The 21,127-nt window shown below is 52.4% G+C and carries 21 protein-coding genes; 15 read left to right on the top strand and 6 right to left on the bottom strand.

What is annotated here, in order from left to right; genetic code table 11:
- Positions 1-28: 28 nt before the first annotated feature.
- A complete protein-coding gene (locus WJU22_RS21070) occupies positions 29-517 on the top strand; it encodes a hypothetical protein (protein ID WP_341840146.1) in 489 nt (162 codons plus the stop codon).
- Positions 518-1,012: 495 nt separating this feature from the next.
- On the opposite strand, the gene WJU22_RS21065 is transcribed toward WJU22_RS21070, so the two are convergent.
- From WJU22_RS21065 to WJU22_RS21055, 3 genes are all read right to left on the bottom strand, one after another.
- Positions 1,013-1,702 carry a type 1 glutamine amidotransferase domain-containing protein gene (locus WJU22_RS21065; RefSeq protein WP_341840145.1) on the bottom strand — a complete coding sequence of 230 codons (690 nt, stop codon included), beginning with the start codon at positions 1,700-1,702 and terminating at the stop codon, positions 1,013-1,015.
- A gap of 2,101 nt (positions 1,703-3,803) precedes the next feature.
- Positions 3,804-4,382, bottom strand: a complete 579-nt coding sequence (locus tag WJU22_RS21060; RefSeq protein WP_341840144.1) for a Crp/Fnr family transcriptional regulator — start codon at positions 4,380-4,382, stop codon at positions 3,804-3,806.
- 640 nt (positions 4,383-5,022) lie between these two features.
- Positions 5,023-5,460 (bottom strand): hypothetical protein, encoded by a 438-nt coding sequence (locus WJU22_RS21055; protein WP_341840143.1) that lies wholly within the window; start codon positions 5,458-5,460, stop codon positions 5,023-5,025.
- A gap of 139 nt (positions 5,461-5,599) precedes the next feature.
- Here WJU22_RS21055 and WJU22_RS21050 point away from each other — a divergent pair, with 139 nt between their 5' ends.
- Together WJU22_RS21050 and WJU22_RS21045 are read left to right on the top strand one after the other, a co-directional pair.
- The gene (locus WJU22_RS21050) at positions 5,600-6,466 is read left to right on the top strand and encodes a helix-turn-helix domain-containing protein (RefSeq protein ID WP_341840142.1); all 867 of its coding nucleotides are present in this window, start codon (positions 5,600-5,602) and stop codon (positions 6,464-6,466) included.
- 5 nt (positions 6,467-6,471) lie between these two features.
- Positions 6,472-6,912, top strand: coding sequence for a DUF983 domain-containing protein (locus tag WJU22_RS21045; RefSeq protein WP_341840141.1), 441 nt, complete (start codon positions 6,472-6,474; stop codon positions 6,910-6,912).
- Here WJU22_RS21045 and WJU22_RS21040 read toward each other — a convergent pair.
- The 3 genes from WJU22_RS21040 to WJU22_RS21030 all read right to left on the bottom strand — a co-directional run bounded on the left by WJU22_RS21040 (position 6,909) and on the right by WJU22_RS21030 (position 9,930).
- Positions 6,909-7,544, bottom strand: coding sequence for a hypothetical protein (locus WJU22_RS21040; RefSeq protein WP_341840140.1), 636 nt, complete (start codon positions 7,542-7,544; stop codon positions 6,909-6,911). The genes WJU22_RS21045 and WJU22_RS21040 overlap by 4 nt on opposite strands.
- An 85-nt stretch (positions 7,545-7,629) precedes the next feature.
- Positions 7,630-9,183, bottom strand: coding sequence for a PAS domain S-box protein (locus WJU22_RS21035; RefSeq protein WP_341840139.1), 1,554 nt, complete (start codon positions 9,181-9,183; stop codon positions 7,630-7,632).
- Between the two features lie 96 nt (positions 9,184-9,279).
- Entirely contained in the window at positions 9,280-9,930 is a 651-nt protein-coding gene (locus WJU22_RS21030; protein WP_341840138.1) for a hypothetical protein, read from the bottom strand.
- A gap of 92 nt (positions 9,931-10,022) precedes the next feature.
- Between WJU22_RS21030 and WJU22_RS21025 the strand changes: the two genes are divergently transcribed.
- The 12 genes from WJU22_RS21025 to WJU22_RS20970 all read left to right on the top strand — a co-directional run bounded on the left by WJU22_RS21025 (position 10,023) and on the right by WJU22_RS20970 (position 21,125).
- Positions 10,023-10,844, top strand: a complete 822-nt coding sequence (locus tag WJU22_RS21025) for an N-acetylmuramoyl-L-alanine amidase (RefSeq protein WP_341840137.1) — start codon at positions 10,023-10,025, stop codon at positions 10,842-10,844.
- A 565-nt stretch (positions 10,845-11,409) separates the two neighbouring features.
- Complete coding sequence (locus WJU22_RS21020) at positions 11,410-12,180, top strand: DeoR/GlpR family DNA-binding transcription regulator (RefSeq protein ID WP_341840136.1); 771 nt, start codon at positions 11,410-11,412, stop codon at positions 12,178-12,180.
- A gap of 39 nt (positions 12,181-12,219) precedes the next feature.
- Positions 12,220-12,705: a hypothetical protein gene (locus WJU22_RS21015; protein WP_341840135.1), complete on the top strand. Its 486-nt coding sequence runs from the start codon at positions 12,220-12,222 to the stop codon at positions 12,703-12,705.
- Positions 12,706-12,809: 104 nt separating this feature from the next.
- Positions 12,810-13,295 carry a hypothetical protein gene (locus WJU22_RS21010; protein WP_341840134.1) on the top strand — a complete coding sequence of 162 codons (486 nt, stop codon included), beginning with the start codon at positions 12,810-12,812 and terminating at the stop codon, positions 13,293-13,295.
- A complete protein-coding gene (locus WJU22_RS21005; RefSeq protein WP_341840133.1) occupies positions 13,282-13,770 on the top strand; it encodes a hypothetical protein in 489 nt (162 codons plus the stop codon). The genes WJU22_RS21010 and WJU22_RS21005 overlap by 14 nt, the downstream gene beginning before the upstream one ends.
- Before the next feature lie 33 nt (positions 13,771-13,803).
- Positions 13,804-14,274: a hypothetical protein gene (locus WJU22_RS21000; protein WP_341840132.1), complete on the top strand. Its 471-nt coding sequence runs from the start codon at positions 13,804-13,806 to the stop codon at positions 14,272-14,274.
- 8 nt (positions 14,275-14,282) lie between these two features.
- On the top strand, positions 14,283-14,732 hold the full coding sequence (locus tag WJU22_RS20995) for a hypothetical protein (protein ID WP_341840131.1): 450 nt from the start codon (positions 14,283-14,285) through the stop codon (positions 14,730-14,732).
- A 90-nt stretch (positions 14,733-14,822) separates the two neighbouring features.
- On the top strand, positions 14,823-15,221 hold the full coding sequence (locus WJU22_RS20990) for an HYC_CC_PP family protein (RefSeq protein ID WP_341840130.1): 399 nt from the start codon (positions 14,823-14,825) through the stop codon (positions 15,219-15,221).
- Positions 15,222-15,433: 212 nt separating this feature from the next.
- Positions 15,434-16,060, top strand: a complete 627-nt coding sequence (locus WJU22_RS20985; protein ID WP_341840129.1) for a DUF3347 domain-containing protein — start codon at positions 15,434-15,436, stop codon at positions 16,058-16,060.
- Between the two features lie 71 nt (positions 16,061-16,131).
- Entirely contained in the window at positions 16,132-16,596 is a 465-nt protein-coding gene (locus WJU22_RS20980) for a heme-binding domain-containing protein (RefSeq protein WP_341840128.1), read from the top strand.
- A 341-nt stretch (positions 16,597-16,937) separates the two neighbouring features.
- Positions 16,938-18,002: an efflux RND transporter periplasmic adaptor subunit gene (locus WJU22_RS20975; protein WP_341840127.1), complete on the top strand. Its 1,065-nt coding sequence runs from the start codon at positions 16,938-16,940 to the stop codon at positions 18,000-18,002.
- Positions 18,003-18,023: 21 nt separating this feature from the next.
- Positions 18,024-21,125: an efflux RND transporter permease subunit gene (locus tag WJU22_RS20970; protein WP_341840126.1), complete on the top strand. Its 3,102-nt coding sequence runs from the start codon at positions 18,024-18,026 to the stop codon at positions 21,123-21,125.
- Positions 21,126-21,127 lie beyond the last annotated feature (2 nt).

Here is a 21,127-nt window from a genome sequence, read left to right as displayed (position 1 = left end):
TTTTATTAACAATCAAAAAGAAAGCTAAATGCCACAGAAGCCTTTAGACGAGAACTCCTGTTACCATGTTTGTGTGGATTCAGTGATTGATCTCGCCACCAAAGCTATTAACCCAAAGCGTGCACTGGGTAAAAAGAAACTGACTACTGAGCAGTTCCGTGAATTTGTAAAGATGTCGGAAATTTCCTGGCTGGAGCTGAGCTATGTGTTTCGGCTCGATGCGTTGCAGGTGCCGAAATACCTGGCCTCGGTCGATTTGGAAGACAAAGTGCATCAGCAACTCCTGGAAGTGTTGGCCATTTATGGAATGGGATATTCGCGTCGTGGAATGCCAGGTTTGTTTAATATGTGGATGCGGCAGGAGCGGGCATCCATGGGGTATTTATCACCATTATCATTGCTTTCCACGCCAATGGGACGGAAAATGGTGTCTGACTGGATCAAAAAGGAGCTGTGGAGTGGTGGAGGAAGGCATTTGCCTATTGCAGGCAGGGGCGCCGAAGGAGATAGGGCTTAGTCGTGTTAAGATAACACGGATGTTAGCAATCCCTGACGTTCTGTCGCAATTCATGTTTCGCTGATGATGCGAATGACTGATCATAAGGGCTGTGATGGGTTATATTTAAGTATGTATTCGTTGGTGGTAATGTTTGTGTTGGTCGCTTGATTATGCTTCCTGAAAGGGATTGACACTCATATTGTTGCAGATGGATTATGGTGCTTGATTTGTGAAATGGGCCCGTATCAGGGTGTCTCATTCAATATTGGTGCGTGTTGCTGGTTTTTACAGGTTGCGTAAACCTGAATAGATTATAGGTTCGGTTTTTTGTGGGAGCGCTGGCTGGTGCCTGGATTTTCTGAGCGAAGAGGAATACTGACGCTATTGGTAGTTACTATCAATGCAAAGTGGTTAGTGATGCGTGATAGATGTGGGTTGATGCTGGTAATGCAAAAGCCCGGAGGCGAATGTCTCCGGGCATATACTACCGAGTATGAAACCCATTGGGTTTAATTATTTTTTCAATAGTTCAAGTAATTGCTTTGCAGCTTCCTCTGAAGATGCCGGGTTTTGGCCGGTAATGAGTAGCCCGTCTTTCAGGACATAGCTGCTCCAGTCGGGACCTTTGCTATAAACACCGCCGTTTTTCTTGAGTTCGTCTTCCAGCAGGAAGGGAACAACTTTCGTTAGTTGTACGGCTTCTTCTTCGTTATTGGAGAAGCCGGTTACTGTAAGGCCTTTCACCAGCGGTTCGCCGTTGGCTTTCTTAGCGTGCAGGAGCACGGCGGGAGCGTGGCACACAGCGGCTACAGGCTTCCCGTTGTTGTAGAATTGCTCAATTAGCGCGATGGAAGTCCTATTGTTTGTTAAATCCCAAAGCGGCCCGTGGCCCCCGGGGTAGAATATGGCATCATATTCTGCCGGGTTGATCTGTGTCAAAGGAATGGAGGAGGCGAGTTTCTCCTGGAGCGCTTTGTCAGCGAAAAACCTGCGGGTGGCATCGGTCTGCGATTCAGGCGATTCGCTTTTCGGGTCAATTGGTGGCTGACCTCCTTGCGGGGAGGCAATGGTGATTTGTGCGCCTGCATCAGCCAGTGCATAATAGGGCGCGGCGAATTCTTCAACCCAGAACCCGGTTTTATGGCCCGTATCGCCGAGCTGGCTATGGGAAGTTAGTACGATGAGAATTTTGAGGACGTTCATGATTTTGTTTTTTGCTGAATTAGGGTGTTTGGTTTGGCCGTTGTGGCTACACAAAAATAGAACAGCGCTAAAAGGCAATAGTTGCGGTGACGCACTAAAAAGCTGTGATCTGGCTCACAACCCGGGGTTGCACTATGAGGCGAGGGCGATCGTTGGCGTGAAACGTAATGTTGTAATGTTTGCCCTACGATGCTGCTGCCACTGGGAATGCTATGTCGCGCGATGAATGCCCGGCAGTTAAAATTGGAGTGCATACAGTGAGGTCAGGAGGGCGATTAGTAGGTTTGGACAAGTTTCATGTTGCCCAGATTCCATTGATTATGGAAGCGGCTTGGTATGCGGTAGAAGTTCGGTGTTTGGGGGCATCCTGTGAGAAGGAGCGAACTGATAGTAAGGTGTGGGCATGTTATATGCTGTCCAGTTTCCATTAATTATGGAAACGGCTTGGTGTGCGGTAGAAGTTCGGTGTTTGGGGGCTTCCTGTGAGAAGGAGTGAACTGATAGTAAGGTATGGACGTGTTTCATGCAGCCTAGATTCCATTAAGTATGGAAACGGCTTGGTGTGCGGTAGAAGTTCGGTGATTGGGGGGCTTCCTGTGAGAAGGAAGGGCGTTATAGTAAGGTATGGGTGTGTTTCATGCAGCCTAGCTTCCATTAATTATGGAAACGGCTTGGTGTGCGGTAGAAGTTCGGTGTTTGGGGGGCTTCCGGTGAGAAGGAGTGAACTGATAGTAAGGTATGGACGTGTTTCATGCTGCAAAGCTCCCATTAATTATGGAAACGGATTGGCGTGCGGTAGAAGTTCGGTGTTTGGTGCTTCCTGTAGGTCGGAAGGGTCTTATAGGAGGGTGTGGACGTGTTTCATGCAGCCTAGCTTCCATTAATTATGGAAACGGCTTGGTGTGCGGTAGAAGTTCGGTGTTTGGGGGCTTCCTGTGAGAAGGAGTGAACTGATAGTAAGGTATGGACGTGTTTCATGCTGCAAAGCTTCCATTAATTATGGAAACGGCTTGGCGTGCGGTAGAAGTTCGGTGATTGGTACTTCCTGTAGGTCGGAAGGGTTTTATGGGAAGGTGTGGACATGTTTCAGACTGCCCAGCTTCCATTAATTATGGAAACGGTGTGGTGTGTGGTAGAAATTCGGTTATTGGTGGATCCTGTAAGTCGGAAGGGGCTTATAGGAAGGTGTGGCCGCGTTTCATGCTGCCCAGCTTCCATTAATTATAGAAACGGCTTGGTATGCGGTAGAGGTTCGGTGTTTGGGTGCTTCCTGTGAGAAGGAGCGACCTTATAGAAAGGTGTAGACGTATTACATGTTGCCCAGCTTCCATTATTGACGGAAACGGATTGGTGTGCAATAGCATTTCGGTGTTTGGTGCTCCCAGTGAGAAAGAATGACCTTATAGTTAGGTATGGACATGTTTCATGCTGCCCCGCTTCCATTAATTGTGGAAACGGCTTGGTGTGCGGTAGAAGTTCGGTGTTTGGAGTTTTCTGTAAGACGGAAGGGTATTTTAGTAAGGTGTGGCCGTATTTCAAGCTGCGCAGTTTCCAATAGTTATGGGAATGGCTTGGTGCGCGTAGTATTTGGGTATTTGTTACTTCCTGCAGAGTAGGGGATGTAGTGGCGGTCGTTTTTCAACTTCGCGGCATTCTTTAATTAATGGATTGGTTTGGTGTGCGAGGGTGTTAGTTGATTGGTGCCCCCGGCTTGATGTTTCCAGCAGTAGGAAAGGAGGTTTGTAGTTTGGTATGGTGGGATTTCATGCTTCGCTGCTTCCTGTAATTTTGGGAACGACAGGCTGCACGATAGGCTTTCAAGGTTGGCTGCTTTCTGCATCAGGAGAGGGGAGAATCGTACCGTGTCCGGAGTTTCTTGCCAAGAGATTGCGCAAGAACGAGATGTGGTCGAGTTTCGTGCTTCGCTGCTTCCAGCAATCAGGGGAACAGCTTAATGTGTGAAAAATGTCCTGTGTTTGGTGCTTCTTTTAGGGCGAAAATCGCCAATCACCAGGGGTGATTGTATTTTGCGCTTAGCTGATTCCTATCGTTATAGATTAGCTTGATGGGTCATAGAAGACATGATTTGAAGTCAATTAGCTCACAACTCGCCCTGATACAATCTGCTAAGGCTTTCCCTGGAAACACCCAGATAAGAAGCCAGCAATACCTTCGGAACCCTTTGCAACAGGCGCGGCTGTAATTGCTGCAATCGCTCGTATCGTTCGCGGGGATTTTTGAATAGCAGCAGCAATATCCGTTGCTGGAGACCGACATATCCGCCGTTTTTCTTCTGTAAGAAGAAATTCGAGAAAGCATGTATTTCCCGGGTTAGTTTTTGACGGTCTTCGTCGGAAAGCGCCAGCACCTCGCTGTCCTCAATACAATCTACCGTCAAAGAAGCGGGAGAATGGTTGTAAAGCGCCTGGTAGTCGGATATCCACCAATCTTCCATGGCAAACTGGAGAATGTGTTCCTTACCCGATTCATCGGTATAGCTGGACTTGATCAGGCCCTTCGCCACCCAGTAATGGTACTTGACGGTATCGCCTTCCTGGATGAGAAACTGCCTTTTCCTGTACTTTTTAAAAGTGAAGTGTGTCCATACGTATTCGAACTCCTCATCCGTGAGGCTGACGATCTGTAAAAAATGCTGGCGGAGCTGTTCTTTAATATCCATAACTACCGTGAATTTAGCGAATTCCCGCGGAGTTGGAAAAATGGGCCCGTTGGATATTGGGTTAACACCGTCTTCAAAGGTAGGAGTCAAGCTATTTCCATCCATTCGTTCAGTTTTCATGGAATTAGACATCCAGGTTCCTCGAATTTCAATTTCCCAAGACCTCCGCTCGATGCAATCTCCCTCTGAAATTGCTGATCACCGGTTCGATTCGGAAATGAATTGATCAGTCCCTTTCTATACTCTAATTTCCATAGAAAGGTAAGTTCCGCTTGTATCAAACTCCCAAGATCTCCGCCTTTGGTAATCTTCCCCTGAAATTTCCGAGCGCTGGTTCGATTCGGAAATGAATTGACCAGCCCTTTCCTGAACTCCAATTTCCATAGAAAGGTAAGTGTCTCATATATCAAACCCTAAGTCTTCCTATAATAACAATCTCCCACAAAAATTTCCGATCGCCGTTTTGTTTCAGAAATGAACCAGGCTGAACCCTCTATCCCTTCGATTTCTATAGCAACTAAGGCCCTGGGCATCAAAGCTTCACCACCTCCGCGCGGGAATCTCCCACAGTTATTATTGACAACCTGCTCACTCCTGGTATGAACCAGCGAGAACCCTCCGTCCCCAACTCCCATAGCCACTAGATCTCCACCACCTCCACGCGCGGGAACCTCCCACAGATATTGTTGACAACCTGCTCATTCCGGGTATGAACCACCCAGAACCCTCCGTCCACCAACTCCACCACATATTCGGCCGCCTCCAATATCTCTTCGAAAGGCATCGCCTTCCTCAAATGGCTCACCCGTTCCCCGCCCACAACCATCATTTCAATCACCTGCGCAAAACGGTCCTGCATCTGCTGCAACGCATCCCACCCATAAACGATCCCATGGATCTCGGCCTCCGACTGGAACTTCAGTACATCCAGATCCTCCGGGTGCCCCAATGCCTCCATATGCAGCAACGCCCATTCCCGCCGCTCCCCCAATGGGATGCAAGTCAGGATATCGGCCAGGGAAATGTCTTTTTCATCGGTAAGCCCAAAGTATATGGTAACTTCTTTATATGCATTCATGCAGGTAACGGATTTAGGCCGCAATGATACCATTTCCCCGCTACCAAACGGGTAATTTCTCCGCTTCCGGTAAAAAGTACCATAAAAGCCCCAAATGTGAAAAGTACCGCTAACGACTGTGCCGTACCTTTGTGATGTCATGAAACCTTCCATCCCGGTATACGATATTTGCACCGTTTCAGACGGTCACAGCCACCCGGACCTGCTCACGGAGCGCCTCGGTTCCTACCTGAAGAAGAACTACCAGCGCGTTCACCAGCAGCACGGCCACTCGTTTTACCACCTGGTGCTTTTTACCGGCGGCAGCGGCTCCCATACACTGGATTTCACCCGCTATCCCGTAGAGCCCTGGCAAATGTACTTCATGGCCCCAGGCCAGGTCCATTCCTGGCACTTTGGCCCGGAAACCGACGGGTTTGTCGTCCATTTTTCGACCGCGTTCTTCCGCTCTTTCCTCGCCAACCCGGATTACCTCGACCGCTTCCCGTTCTTTTCCGGACAAAGCGCAGACCAGGTAATGGCCATCCCCGAAAAGCTCCGCCCCGCCATCCGTTCGGTATTCGAACAGGTGCTGCAGGCGGGAGACGATAACGAGCCCGATCTCGTGCGCGCCCTGCTGCTCCAACTGTTCCTGGAAACAGACCGCCACATCGCCCGCGACGGCGAGCCCGGCGTTCCCCAGCAAAAACAGCTCGTATTGCGGAACTTCATGGCGCTCATCAACCGCCATTACCGCTCCATGCGCCTGCCCCGCGAGTATGCCGAACAGCTCTACATCACACCCAACCACCTCAACGCCCTCTGTCAGGACCTCCTCGGCAAAACGGCCGGAGACGTGATCCGCGAACGCGTACTGCTGGAAGCCAAACGCCTCCTCACCAACGAACAGAAGTCCGTCTCCGAAATAGCCGGGGAGCTCAATTTCCCCGATAACAGCTACTTCTCGCGGTTCTTCAGAAAATACACCGGGCAATCGCCGGAAGAATTCAGAAAAAGTCTAAACTGAAAAATATGTGTGCCGAAAGAAACGACCATAAACCGAACGTAATCCTCAGCGCCCTGCAGAACAAATGCCCCCGCTGCCGCAGGGGCCGGCTCTTCGTAGAATCCAACCCCTACAAACTGGGCGCTTTCATGAAAATGAACGAACGCTGCCCCGAATGCGGCCAGCTCAGTGAACCGGAAACCGGCTTCTTTTTCGGAACGGGCTACGTCAGCTATGCGCTGTCCATCGCCCTGTCCGTAGCCACCTTTGTGGCCTGGTGGGTTTTGCTGGGGTTTAGTCTCCACGATAACAGCGTGCTCTACTGGCTGGGCGTCAACGCCGTGCTGCTGGTATTCATGCAACCGCTCCTCATGCGCCTGAGCCGCACCATCTGGCTGTACTTTTTCGTGTATTACGACCGCAACTGGCGCAGCGAACGGCTGACCGCCCACACCCCCGCCAGCTAATGAGGGGCCAGGAGCGCCGATACGTTGATACGGACAGTTTTCCGGTGTTCCCCCTCGATATTGTAATAAACCACGGCGTAGGGGCCTTCCAGCCGGATGCTGTCGATGAATGCCATGTCATAAGGTGGCGGTAGTTCATGCTTGTAAAAGACACGACGGCGTGTCCTGTAGTTCTCGACCTGCAGTTTTCCATCATCCGTGTTCACGATCAGTTGCTTTTCCCGGTCGGTAAACAATGGCTGGAAATAAAGCTGTGCGCTATCCCTGCCGTTCAACGGCTGAAGGTACCCAAGAACGCAGGAAGTGCCGCAGCTGACGGTCACGAACGCAAAATCGCGATCATACCAGCTTACACGCATAATCGCCGGTAACAATGTAAGCGATTGTGATCTGCCGGAAATCCCGCCCGCCTGATATTCGAAATGGAATTGGGTGGAATCGGGGTAGACTGCCGACAGGTGCATTCCCGGATCATTGATCAATATTTCTTGCTGAAAATTGGCCGGAGTTGTGCCGCTGTTGCATCCCAGGCTGCAAAATGCGACGATCAGGCACAGGAAACTGCAATTACGCATAGTGGAAGTTTTGCAGCCGGAAATTAACCATTCGGCCGGCGCCGCGGCATCCCACAATTGTACGATTTTAACCAATTCTTTCTTTAATCCTGATGGCCGGCTAATCGTACAAGTGAACGAGGCTCCCGTGCGGGGGCTTTTTTCATTTATCTTCCACGCCCTGGAAAATACGGTTGCATTTATCCGCCACGGTATGGATGATCTCGTCCATCTCTTTCGCTATTTTTTCGATACCCGCCAGCAGCGGGAGGTTGGCGGGATCGGTGAGGTTGTCTTTATTGATGAGGCCTACCACGCCCAGCATCGACGCCACGGGCCGGCGCAGGCTGTGCGAGCTCATATGTGCCACTTTCTGGAGCTCTTCCACGTACAGTTTTTTGTCTTCGATATCTTCCATCGCGCCGATCATTCGGATGGGATGGCCTTCTTCGCCATAGCTGATGTACACCCGGTCGAAAACGTGCCGGTATTGCCCGTCGGCACAAAGGAAGCGGTACTCCGCCGCGTACGTCGTGCGTTTCTCCGCGATGGCCAGTTTCAGGCCGCTGATGATCATGGGCGCGTCTTCCGGATGCACATGCCGTTCCCACCAGTCTTCCGTTTCATCCGCCTTCCGGTGGCCGAACTTGGTGGCGAGGTTGTTGTTCCAGTGCATGGAGTTTGTGACCAGATCGTAATCCCAGATCACGTTGCTGGTGGCAAAGGAAACCATGTCGTAGCGGTCGAGCGCCTTTTGCAGGCTCAGTTCCTGTTGTTTGCGCTCGGTAATGTCCCGCGCGAAGCACGATACGCCCACCACGCGCTGCTGTTTGCGCATGGGCCGGAAATGGATTTCCGCGACGGACACGCCGATCCCATTCAGTTCGCGCGTTTCCTCCACGGTGTGCGCCTCGCCCTGGAGGCCGCGATCGTAATACTGTTGCCAGCGGAGGGCTTCGGCTTCATTGGCGCCGGGAAGGAGCGGGTCGCCCACATGTACTTCGTGCCCGGTGTATTGGTGGATGATGTCGCGGAAAGAATTGTTGAAAGCGGTGTAGGTCTTGCGGTCGTCTACCGCCCAGATGAGATCGTCGGTGCTGTTCATGATGGAATTGAGCAGCAGCTCCTGGCGCGAAAGGGCTTCGAAGGCGATGTGTTTGTCGGTAACGTCTGAAATGGAAACGATCTCCACTTCGCGGCCTTTGTAGTGCGTGCCGAAGGTGCGGATGTCTACGAAAATGAGGGTGCCGTCTTTTTTCAGGTGCTTCCAGGTGCCGAAGTTCTGGAAGCCGGTAGTGGCGAAACGCGTGGCGTCGAGCACTTTCTGGATTTCTTCCTTCGGGCGTACCTGGAGGATGGTCATATTCAGGAATTCTTCCAGCGTATAGCCGTACAGGTGAATGGCGGCGTCGTTCACATCCACGTATTCGAGCGTTTTACGGTCGTAGATCCACATGGGCTGGGGGCTTTCGCGGAACACGCGGATGTAGGCCATTTCCAGCCGGCGCACCGAGCCGCGCGATTTGGACAGGAGCCAGAACAGCATGATGGAAGAAAGGAGCACGAAAAGGAAGCCCTTGGCATACTGACCGCCCAGCAAGAGCGCGGGCGAATGCTCCGCAAGCCATTGCAGGAGGGAATCCGTCAGCAAAATCCAAAGTACGCCGGCTGCAAAATAGATGAGCACGGTGCGAAGGGGCGACAGTAGGTGAGACATATTCAGCTGTTTATCAAGACGATCAGACCCCGGAAATTACAGAAAAATTCGGTGGGACCGGCGTCTGGCAGCCGTATGCCGCAAAAAATGCGCCGCTTAGTTGAGGGAATGGTCGATTTCAAGGATGGCCGAGAAGAGGGGCTCGCTTTTTCCCGGCAGGCAGGCGCTGACCCTGACGGGTACAAAATCTGCGATGAGGTGGAAAATATCTTCTTTTTCGAGGGAATGGCATTCGAGCTGGGGGTAGGGGGCGTTCCGGTCGAGCTTGAGGCGGATGGGAAGGGTGTGGATGCCGGAAACGACCATCCCGCGCCAGGGATTGATCTCGTGATCGGGCCTGAGGGTGATGTGGCGGCCGTGGAGCGGCAGCTGGAGCGGGGTTTGCCGGGCCGAGGGGGCTTTTACGGCCAGTATGGCAACGGTAGAGGAAAGGTACAACAGGAAAATGGTCACCATACCGGGCTCCGAATTGCCCGCGAGCACCGTTACCGGAACGAGGCCCATCACATTGCAAAGCCAGATCATAGCCTTGCGCTGATATTCGCCGATGTGGGCAGCATACAATTGTTTCATGCAAAAGCCCGCGAATACGGCAGCCGGCCCCATATACGTAAAGGTGTTGAAAAGGAATTTGTCCTGCTGCTCCAGCGCGATCGTAAATGCACCATAATACCAGCAGACATACAAAGATGGGGGTAGCGCAGCAATGAGCCAGATTTTCAGGGTATACAAAGTAAAAGTTCTCATAGAGGCCTCAAAGAACGGAAATTATCGCCATCCGGACAATACCCGGGGCCATAGTTAACAACGGTTCTCTGTTAATTTTCGTAGATTTAGGGATGTGGAAAAAACTACTGATCGTAACAACAGTAACGGCTATAGGTGCCTGTTCGCCGCAGCCTTACAAAGCCACCAATAAAGTATACCGCACGGAAGCGAAACGCTGGTCGGGCGTAGTGAAAGCCCAGCCAGACAATATCGCCGTATCGGCCGTTGCACCGCCAGTATGGGCGGGCACCGTCAACTTCAACCTGCGCAAACCCAATTACGTTATCATCCATCATACGGCGCAGAATTCCTGCGAGCAAACGCTGCGCACGTTCACGCTCGAGCGCACGCAGGTAAGCGCGCATTACGTGATTTGCAGGGACGGCACCGTGCATCACATGCTCAACGATTATCTCCGCGCATGGCACGGCGGATTATCGAAATGGGGCAGCATCACCGACATTAATTCCATTTCCATCGGCATCGAGCTGGACAATAACGGGTTCGAACCGTTCGACAGTCTGCAGGTACGCAGCCTGCTGGTGGTGCTCGATACCCTGAAGCATCGCTACAACATCCCTGCTGCCAACTTCATCGGTCATGGCGATATTGCGCCCCGCCGGAAAAACGACCCCAGCGCCCAGTTCCCCTGGAACCGGCTCGCGGATAAAGGATTCGGGTTATGGTACGGCGATACCGCGCGCATCGCAGTGCCGGAGAACTTCAGCCATTTACAGGCGCTCCGCCTGATAGGGTACGATCTCCAGGATACCACAGCCGCCATCCAGGCCTTCAAGCGGCACTTCGTGCCGGGCGATTCGCTGACGGCGCCCGCTTCCCTTACCGACGGTGCAAAGAAAATACTGGTCGGCGTCATGCAACAGGCGCTGTAAAAACACGAAAAGCGGAGTGGGAACACTCCGCTTTTTCTTTTTTCCACGTTACTCCAATCTATGTATGATCAATAGAACGGATACAATTTAACCGGGGGCGCATCTGCACGCCGCCTGTTCACCAGGCTCGCCCCGGGGCGTCGGTCTTCACAAAAAAACTGATTATTATTCTCTCATAAGCATGATTCCCGTTTCCCTCAACCGGTGACCCGGTATTGTATATAAGTTCGATTTTAGCTTTAGTTGCTTTCGTTTCGCTTCAAAACTAGTAAAAATAAAATAAAAGTAAATAAATTGAAAGTATTTTACGAAATAAACCCGGGAGCCGGGGGAAGATCACGATGACGGTATGAAAGGGAGGTCACAGGAAAAATTGGGCAACGTAAGTGCTTGATTCCTGCTGGTTAAGCGAATATTAAGTTATATTACGCCGCGGAGGGCATGGCCGTAATTCGGAAAAACTGCCGTAATTTGGGCCATCTTCAACCAGCTATCAGACGAGAAAAGATTGATATTCAATATACCGTAACTGGATGTTCTACGTTTAACCGAAATAAAATACCCAATGTCTATAATTAATATCGCGGAGCGGCACAAATTCATTTTGGGCAGATTGTATGAAAAAGGATATGTTAATGTCGTGGAACTGTGCAAGGAACTGGACGTTTCGGGCGTAACTATCCGAAAGGACCTGAAGCTGCTGGAAGATAAGTCGCTCCTCTACCGTTCCCATGGCGGCGCCACCATCCAGAATCCCTATACGAACGACAAGCCCGTTAACGAAAAGGAAAAGATCCAGCGGGAGGAGAAGCACAACATCGGCAAAATGGCCGCTTCTCTTATTGTTCCTGGCGATGCCATCATCATTGCATCGGGGACTACTGTGCTGGCCCTGGCCAAGCACATCCAGCCCAGGGGGCCGCTCATGATCATTACTTCTGCCCTGAACGTGGCGCTGGAACTGAACCGTTACCACGAGATCGAAGTGGTGCAGCTCGGCGGCGTCATCCGCAATAATTCATCGTCTGTAGCCGGGCCCTATGCCGAAAAAATCCTCGAAGACTTTTCCTGCTCCAAACTCTTTTTGGGGGTAGACGGGATCGACGTGGAATTCGGCCTCACCACCACCAGCATCGCGGAAGCGCATCTCAATCAGCAGATGATCCGCGCCGCGCAGAAAACTATCGTACTGGCAGACTCTTCCAAATTCGGGAAACGCGGTTTCGGCCGGATCTGCCGTCTCGAAGAAGTAGATCAGATCATTACCGACAAAGGAATTTCCGAGCACATGGTGAAATTGCTGGAAGACATGGGCATCGAAGTCGTAATTGTATAATTTCCCCCGACGAATTTTTATCCCTTATACCGAATAGACATGCAGGACACGAATCCTACCGAAGACTTGCTCCAGGGAGACGATCTCCTGGATTTTACCTACCGATCCACGCTCATGCCCGGCTGGTTTAAGCTCAGCCTGGGTTTTCTCGGCTTTGTATATCTGCTCCAGTTTTTCGGAGTGCTGTTTGGCATGGTGGCTTTGCGTGGCAATCAGTCGATGTTCAATGTCGACTACAACGTCACGATGATCATATATGCGGTGTATATGCTATACGCCGGGGCCACGATTGCCGCATCCATTTTGTTTTTCATGCAATCCGCTTACGCCATGAAGCTTGGGCTTCCGGTACTGATCGCGGTGCTGCTGGTGGCGGTTTTGTCGGCAGTGGGTTGCATGTTAGCTCCCGTGACCAGCGACTGGCTGTTGATATTCGTTATGCTCCACTTCGTGGCCGTTACTGCTGCGGTCGTACATTGTTTCCGTATCCGGAAGCAATGGGCCGAAGCGATCGTTGTTAGATAACCAATTTTTACGCCGGCTGTTCATGTGCTGAAAAGCAGGAAAGGAACGTAGCCGTTGAACGACATCAAGTATCTCACATCATGGAAGAATGTAAATCTACAGGTATGTTGACCCGCGACCTCCTGGCCAGTATACGGCTCCAGGTACCGCCGCGCGCCACGCTCGTGCCGCTGTGGATGCACCTGCTGATGGGGCTCCTGGTTTTATTGTATGTGCTGTGCATGTGCATCGGCATTTTTACGATTCAGGAAACATTGCAGGGAAAGGAAGATGCGATATACAAAAAATGGTTTTCGTTTGTCATGTCGCTTGTCGTTTTCATGTTTGCCGCCCTGGTGGCGGGTTGTGTTTTGATCTGGTGCAGTTGGCGGCAGGCTGTCAATTTCACGGTAGCGCCTGCGGTGGTGGTGTCGTTGCTCATGTTATTGTCCGTCGTTGTTTGCTTTACGGACGAGGGTTCGTGGCGTGCGATCTATGTAGTGCTTCCGTTTACCATACTGCAACTGGCCTTCAGTGTTCGCCTGTTCCTCATCCAGGGGCAGTGGAAACTGCGTCCACGTACAAAAAGCGATAAGTATGAAAGTAAATAAGGAAGTGGAAGTGCTTTCTGCGATTAATACGGTCACGCCCGCAATACGCAGACAACTCATGCCGGGGTGGTTTCTGATTATCAATGTTATAATCATCCTTTCAGGCATCCACGGCATATTTACGATCATCCAGCAGAGCATCATTTATCATGATCAGGATATGGACCCTATTCTGCGCTATTTGCCGGATGACTGGTTGTACTATGTCGTTTTTCAACAGGCATTCCATATTTTGCCCATCATTCCCGCATGCCTGTTTTTCGTTTTTCAAAAATCCGCGACGCGTTGGGGAATGGCAACAGGAGCCCTGCTGGTGATCGCCATGCTATTTAATATCATCGGAGGCTTTGGGGTATATGAATTATTTACTATATTTATAATGATCTTTTGGGCGCTGGCTGTTTCCGCATGGCTGATCCACGTTTTTCGAATCCATAAAAGCTGGCGGAACGGGCGGCCCGGAGCATGGAAATGACCTGATTCCCCTCATCCCTGCATATCCCAGACTATGACCAACTACATGCATACAGACGATTTGCTGCCCAATTCTTTCGGTGATTCCAATTGCCGGGCAGACCTGTTGCCGAAATGGATGCGAGGCCTCGCAACTATTATCGTTATGCTATCGCTGCTGTTCCTCATCATAGGGCTTAGTATGCTGTTCAGGTCTGCATTCGGGGTCGACGAAGGTGTGATGTTGATCTGTTCGATACTGGGCGTGTGTTGTGGCGTGGCCGCGGCAGGGCTCCTCATGGAATCTGATTGGGCTGTATGGTGGTCGTTGCTGACTTCTGCCGGCGTTTTTCTTGTTTTTATCACACTACTGGCATACGACTTGTTTTTTTACCGGATGAAAATCTGGACGCTCGTGGGGATCGATGTGTTCGTGTTGACGATTACCCTGCTATACCTCCGCGGTCTTTGGAAAATACGCCGGGATTGGGATATTGCGCCGCAGAGCGAGGTTCCCGACAAATGAAAATACGCATGATGTCTGATTGTCCGACTGAATCGCATAACCTGCGCCGGCGAAACCTGCTGCCGCCCTGGGCTTATCTCATTGCAGGAATCATTCTGTTAACTGCAGGATACCATGGATGGACCATCGCCGAAGGGCTTTTTTTCAACCGCTGGGTACATAAGAATGGCGGGCCTTCCCATTCACTAGAGTGGGTAGACCTGATTTTGGTTTTCCTGTTGCTGTTAATATTATGTAATATGGTGGCCTCGGTGGCACTATTCCTTCGATCCCGCCGAGCCATCAGCCTAGCATTGGTGGTTTCCGTGGTCGACGTTGTGCTGCTGGCGCCTGCGGTCCTGATTTTCAGTGTGGATTTGATGCTGTTTTCGATCATGGCATTTTTGCTTCTTGCCCTTGTGCTGTACCTCCGGGCGCTGTGGCCGGTCCGGGATATGTGGAAGCACGCGGCCCGGTAATTTTCAAACAATTATTGGTGTTTGAAACGTAGCCAGCGTTTCGAAATTATGTAACAATCCATTCAGGAATTCCCATTACTTTTATTCCGGATGAAAAAGCTGCTCACCCTGATATTGGCTGTCCTCTACGTCGGTACCTCTACCGGCGCTACGTTGCACATGCATTATTGTATGGGGGAGCTCGTGGATGTTGCGCTTTGGCATGATGAAGCCAGGCCTTGCAGCAAATGCGCATCCGCCCCGGGAGACGCCTGCAGCAAAGACTGCTGCAAGGATGTCCACAAAACCGTAAAACTGGAGAAAGACCAGAAAAGGGTTGAGTTCGCTTTCGCTTTTTTACATTGGGATGTAGCCGCTACGGCGCTCCCGGCCTGTTTTTCCCATACCGTTCGGCCCATTTTACAGGATAGGGTAGTGCCCGTCGGCCATGCCCCTCCACGAAGTCAAAAAGTACTTACCCACGTGCTGCACTGCACTTTCCGGATTTAAACTCTCCCCGAAACCAACCGCGCGTTCGTTGTAGCGGCATACTGTCGCCGCGCCGGTAATTCCCGAAACATCATTGATCGAATCCCAGGAAGCGTTCCTTCCTGCTAATTGTCATCGCGCAAATAACATGCGCTCATGATGGCGTGTTCCATCGTGCTTTTCATCCCAAATCTTCTTCATAACAACAATTGTTCAACATCAAACCAGAGAAAATGAAAAAAAGCATCTTCGGTGCCCTGGCTATCGCCAGTTTAACTTTCGCCGCATGTAACAATTCCGGCACAACCTCTAAAGAAGGACAAAGCACCGCCGACTCCGGTGCCACTGCTCAAACACCGGCCGCAACAGACGAAAAGGCCGTAACGGAGATCACCCCGCAGTTCACAGACATCGACTCAAAAGTTGCCGCTTCGCTGAACACCGTGATCGATCAGTACCTGGCTATTAAGAACGGGCTCGCCGCCGATAACGCCGAAGAAACCGCCAAAGCCGGCAAAGCCATGGCCGCGGCGCTGGCCGGGGTAGACGCATCGCTCCTCACCACCGCACAGCAACCTGTATTCGCTGAGAATAAAGACGAATTGAAAGAACACGCCGAACATATCAGCGAAAACGCCGGAAACATCCACCACCAGCGCGAACATTTCGTTGACATGAGCGAAGACGTATACGCACTCGTGAAAGCCTTCGGCGGCGGCCGCCCGCTGTACCGCGATTTTTGCCCAATGGCTAACGAAGACAAAGGCGCACGCTGGCTGAGCGAAGTGAAAGACATTAAGAACCCGTACTTCGGCAGCAAAATGTTGACCTGCGGAAGCGTAGAAGAAGTGATCAAATAATCCATCATCCGTCATCCCGGGGAGCTGTCAAACAGAAGACAGCCACCCGGGACGATGGCAAACGGCAACGCATGCGCATATTGAAACTATCATTAATAGGGGTGCTGGTCGCGTTTTTGATCATCCAGTTCTTCAAGCCGGCACCCAACAAGGCGAATCCACCTTTTCCGGACGATTTCACGAACGTATACGAAGTTCCCCCGAAAATACACGCCATCTTACAGGCCGCATGCTACGACTGCCACAGCAATAACACCCGCTACCCGTGGTACGCCCGCGTTCAGCCGGTTACCTGGTTCCTCGACCATCACGTCAGGGAAGGCAAGGACGACCTGAACTTCCACGAGTACGGAACTTATTCCGCCAAGCGCCGGCGCACCAAGCTGAAAAGGATCCGGGAACAGCTGGAAACCGGCGGGATGCCGCTGCGGTCGTATATCTGGATGCACGATTCCGCGGATTTGTCGCCCGGCGACAGACAAATGATGATCCGTTGGCTGAATGAAAAGATCGATTCCGCAAATGCGCGGAAGTAAAGGCAAGGCGAAAACCTTGCCTTTATTATTTATGTAACGGGACGTGGTTTCCCGAATTATGCAAGTCTTTTCCATAATAATGCAACCGCCGCTTTTCGAAGCGGGGTAATTTACACCGGTAATTATTGACGGACGAACACGCCGCGCTGATTTAAAAAATCGGCGCGGTACTGCTATTGTTATATCTGCTGTAAGTGCCTGTGGTAAAGGGTTTGCTGTTGCAGCACTTTTTACCGTTCGCCATGGAAATTTTATAAACCTTACCTTTTATTGTGTAATGGGAAGGGCTTTCCCGACATCTACATTTGTGATCATAAATCATCACGTTAATCGCAAATGTTATGTTTCAAAAAATAATCTATCCGGTCATATTTTCATCGGCAGCCCTCATGACCCTGCTCACCGCCTGCGGCGATGGCAAATCCGCCGCTGCGCAAGCTGCTGCCGGCCCTTCCGCCGCGCCGGCGCTCCCGGTCGATGTCATCGTTGCGCAGGAGCAAGACATCGCGCAGCATGAAGTGATCACCGGCACCACGGTCCCTTTCCGGGAAGTGACGATCAAAAGTGAAGTGGCGGAACGCGTGCTGCAAGTGGGTTTCCAGGACGGCTCGATGGTATCTGCGGGGCAGGTGCTCTATAAACTGAACGACGCCGATCTGCAGGCGCGGCTTAAACAATTGACGGCCGAACTGAAAATGGCGCAACTGACCGAACGCCGCCTGGCCGCGCTCCTCAAAACGGAGACCGTCCGCCAGCAGGAGTACGACGAAGTGGCCACCCGCCTCCAGGTGCTGGAAGCACAGCAGGAAATACTGAAGGCCGGTCTCGCCAAAACATTAGTCACCGCGCCTTTCAGCGGCAGGATCGGTATCACGAAAGTAGTGGCCGGTGCTTACGTGGCGCCGAATACGGAGCTCGTCAGCCTGCAAGACCAGCAGCAGGTCAAGATCAATTTTTCCGTGCCGGAGAAATATCTTCCCCTTATCAAAACCAGCGCCACGGTGCGTTTCACGACAGAGCTCGGTCCGGATGAGCACATAGCCACCATCAAAGCCACCGAGCCCGGTGTAGATGCCGCCAACCGGAGCATGCTCGTACAGGCACTTGCGAATAACGCCGGGAACCGGCTGCGGGCGGGCCTTTCCGCCAGAATCCTCTTCTCTACCGCCGATGCCGGCACGAAAGGGATCGCTATACCCACGGAGGCTTTGCTGCCCGGCGGAGATGGCTATGCCGTGTACGTGCTGAAAGGCGGAACGGCACAGATCACCCCCGTTTCCATCGGTAACAGAACGGAATCACAGGCCATTATTACATCCGGCCTGCAAAACGGCGACAGCATCATCGTGTCGAACACGCTTCGGCTGGGCAACGGCGCAGCGGCCGTGGCGGTTGCGTCCAAATAATCATTTCTAATCATCTCTGTTATGAATTTACCATCGCTTAGTATAAAAAAGCCGGTGCTGGGAGGCGTATTTTCCTTACTCATCGTCATCCTGGGGCTCGTTGGCCTCAAACAGCTCGGCATCCGCGAATTCCCCCTCACGGAAGCCCCGGTGATCTCGGTCGTCACTTTTTACCCCGGCGCCAGTCCGGACGTGATCGCCTCCAAGATCACCCGGCCCATCGAAGAATCGCTGGCGGAAGCCGGCGGCGTGCGCACCATTTCCTCCGAATCACGCGAACAGGCCAGCATCATCTCCGTGGAATTTAACCGGGAAGTAGACCTGGAAGACGCGCTGAACGACGTCCGCGACAAAGTCGCCAAATCGCGCAGCCAATTGCCCGCCGACGTAGATCCGCCCATCGTGGAAAAAGCCAGCTCGCCCGATAACCTCGTGGCTTTCCTCGAAGTGGAAAGCGATACCAAAGACATTAAAGAAGTCAGCCACCTCGCGTCTACGGTGATCAAAGACCGAATGCAATCCATCCCCGGCATCAACCGCGTGGCCGTGGTCGGCGAACATAAATACGCCATGCGCCTCCGCTTCGATCCCGTAAAACTTGCGGCATATAAACTGTCGCCGGAAGATATCCGCCAGGCGCTGCTGCGCGAGAACATGGACCTGCCGGCGGGAAAGATTGAAGGCAGCAGCACAGAACTGAGCGTGCGCACCATGGGCCGCCTCACCACCACTGCCGAGTTCAACGAAATGATCGTCAAACAGACCGGCGCTTCCGTCATCCGCCTCAAAGACATCGGTTACGCCGAGCTCGGCGAACTGAACGAACGTACGGCCATCATCAACGAAACCGGGAACGCCAACCGCGTGGGCGTGGGCATCGCTATCCAGATCCAGCGGGGCGCCAATGCCATCGAAGTGGTAGATGAATTCTACCGCCGGCTCGATCAGTTGCGGAAAGAAGTGCCGAAAGATTACCGGCTCATCGTAGGGTTCGATTTCACGAAACCCGTCCGCGAGTCGATCAAGGAAGTGGAAGAAACGCTCTTCATCGCTTTCGGGCTCGTGGTGCTGATCATTTTCCTGTTCCTCCGCGACTGGCGTTCTACCATCATCCCCGTGCTGGCCATTCCCGTGTCTATCCTGTCTGCGTTTTTCATCATGTACGTGGCCGGGTTTTCCATCAACGTGCTCACGCTGCTGGGCCTGGTGCTCGCCATCGGACTGGTGGTCGACGATGCGATCGTGGTGCTGGAAAACATCTATAAAAAGGTGGAAGAGGGGATGACGCCCGTTCAGGCGGCGTTCAAGGGATCGAAGGAGATCTATTTCGCGGTGATATCGACCACCATCACGCTCGCCGCGGTGTTCCTGCCGATCGTGTTCATGGGCGGTATCAGCGGACAATTGTTCAAGGAGTTCGCTATCGTGGTATCCGGATCAGTGTTGGTATCGGCTTTCGTGGCGCTGACGCTGTCGCCCATGCTGAGCGCATATTTGCTGAAGAAGCAAGACCGCCCCAACTGGCTGCACCGTAAAACGGAACCGTTCTTCCTCTGGCTCAACAATGGCTATGCACATTTGCTGAAAGGCTTTATGAAAGCGCGCTGGCTGGCCTGGGTGTTCCTCGTTGGCGCCGGCGTGCTGATTTATTTTGTCGGTAAAAAACTGCCGTCGGAATTGGCGCCGGTGGAAGACCGTTCCAACATGAGCCTGATCGCCATTGCCCCGGAAGGCGTTTCGTTCGACTATATGAAAAAACAGATGACCGCCGTGGGCAAATACGTCAACGATTCTACGGACGGGCTGTATCAAACCTATTCCATGGTGGCCGTTTCCTTCATTCCGGCGCCGGCGCCCACCAGTTTCGCTGTGCAGAGCATTTACCTGAAAGAGCCCAAAGCCCGCAAGGCTTCCGTGCAAGACCTGTATAACCAATATGCGGCCGCATCCGGTAATTTCCGGGGGCTTTTGTTATTCCCATATTTACCGCCGACCATCGGTACGCGGTACGGTGGCGGGATGCCGGTGCAGTTCGTGCTGCAGGGCGCCAATCTCGACACGGTTTCCGGCGCATTGAACAAATTCCTGCAGGCGGCCCGGCAAAGTAAAAAGCTCATGTTCGTGGATGCAGACCTCAAGATCAACAAACCCGAACTGCAAATCAGCATCGACCGGCAGAAGGCAGCGCTCATGGGCGTTTCCATCCAGGAAGTGGGCAGGGCGCTGCAGCTTTCATTGTCTGGCCAGCGGTACGGGTACTTTTTGCGGAACGACCGTCAATACGAAGTGATCGGCCAGCTGGAGAAGGAAAACCGCAGCAAGACCGGGGACCTTCGCTCCATCTACGTCCGTTCCGCCAGCGGCGACATGATTTCGCTGGATAACCTGGTAACGATCCGGGAGAGCATCAGTCCGGCGGCGATCTACCGCTACGACCAATACACTTCCGCTACCGTTTCCGCAGGCCTGGCGCCCGGAGTGAGCCTGGCCGAAGGGATCGAAGAGATGAAACACATCCAGCAAACCGTGCTCGGCGCCAATTTCAAGACATCGCTGGCGGGGCAGTCGAGGGATTATGAAGAAAGCCAGGGGAACATCCGGTTCACGCTCATACTGGCGCTCCTGCTCATTTACATGATCCTCGCGGCGCAATTCGAAAGCCTGCGCGATCCGCTCATCATCATGCTCACGGTGCCCATGGCGGTAACCGGCGCCATTCTCAGCCTGAGCTGGTTCGGCCAGAGCCTGAACGTATTCAGCCAGATCGGGATCATTACGCTGGTGGGGCTTATCACCAAAAACGGCATCCTCATCGTCGAATTCGCCAACCATCTGAAGGACACCGGCCTTTCGAAGTACGAAGCCGCCATTCAGGCCGCGGAGCAGCGCTTCAGGCCCATTCTGATGACCTCGCTGGCCATGATATTCGGGGCGCTGCCCATCGCCATGACGCACAACAGCCGGCAATCGCTGGGGATCGTTATCGCGGGAGGGCTCATTTTCGCTGGGATCCTCACCCTGTTCATCATCCCGGCGGTGTATTCCTACCTGTCTGGCAGCAAACGAAGGGTAGAACCGGTTGAAGAAGAAGCGCCGGTTGAAGCGGAAACCATATACGCCTGATC

The organism is Chitinophaga caseinilytica, from assembly GCF_038396765.1.
In the GTDB taxonomy this organism is placed as follows: Bacteria; Bacteroidota; Bacteroidia; order Chitinophagales; family Chitinophagaceae; genus Chitinophaga; species Chitinophaga caseinilytica.
Note: the sequence above shows the minus strand (reverse complement) of the source record. Positions and strands in the feature narration are given on the sequence as shown.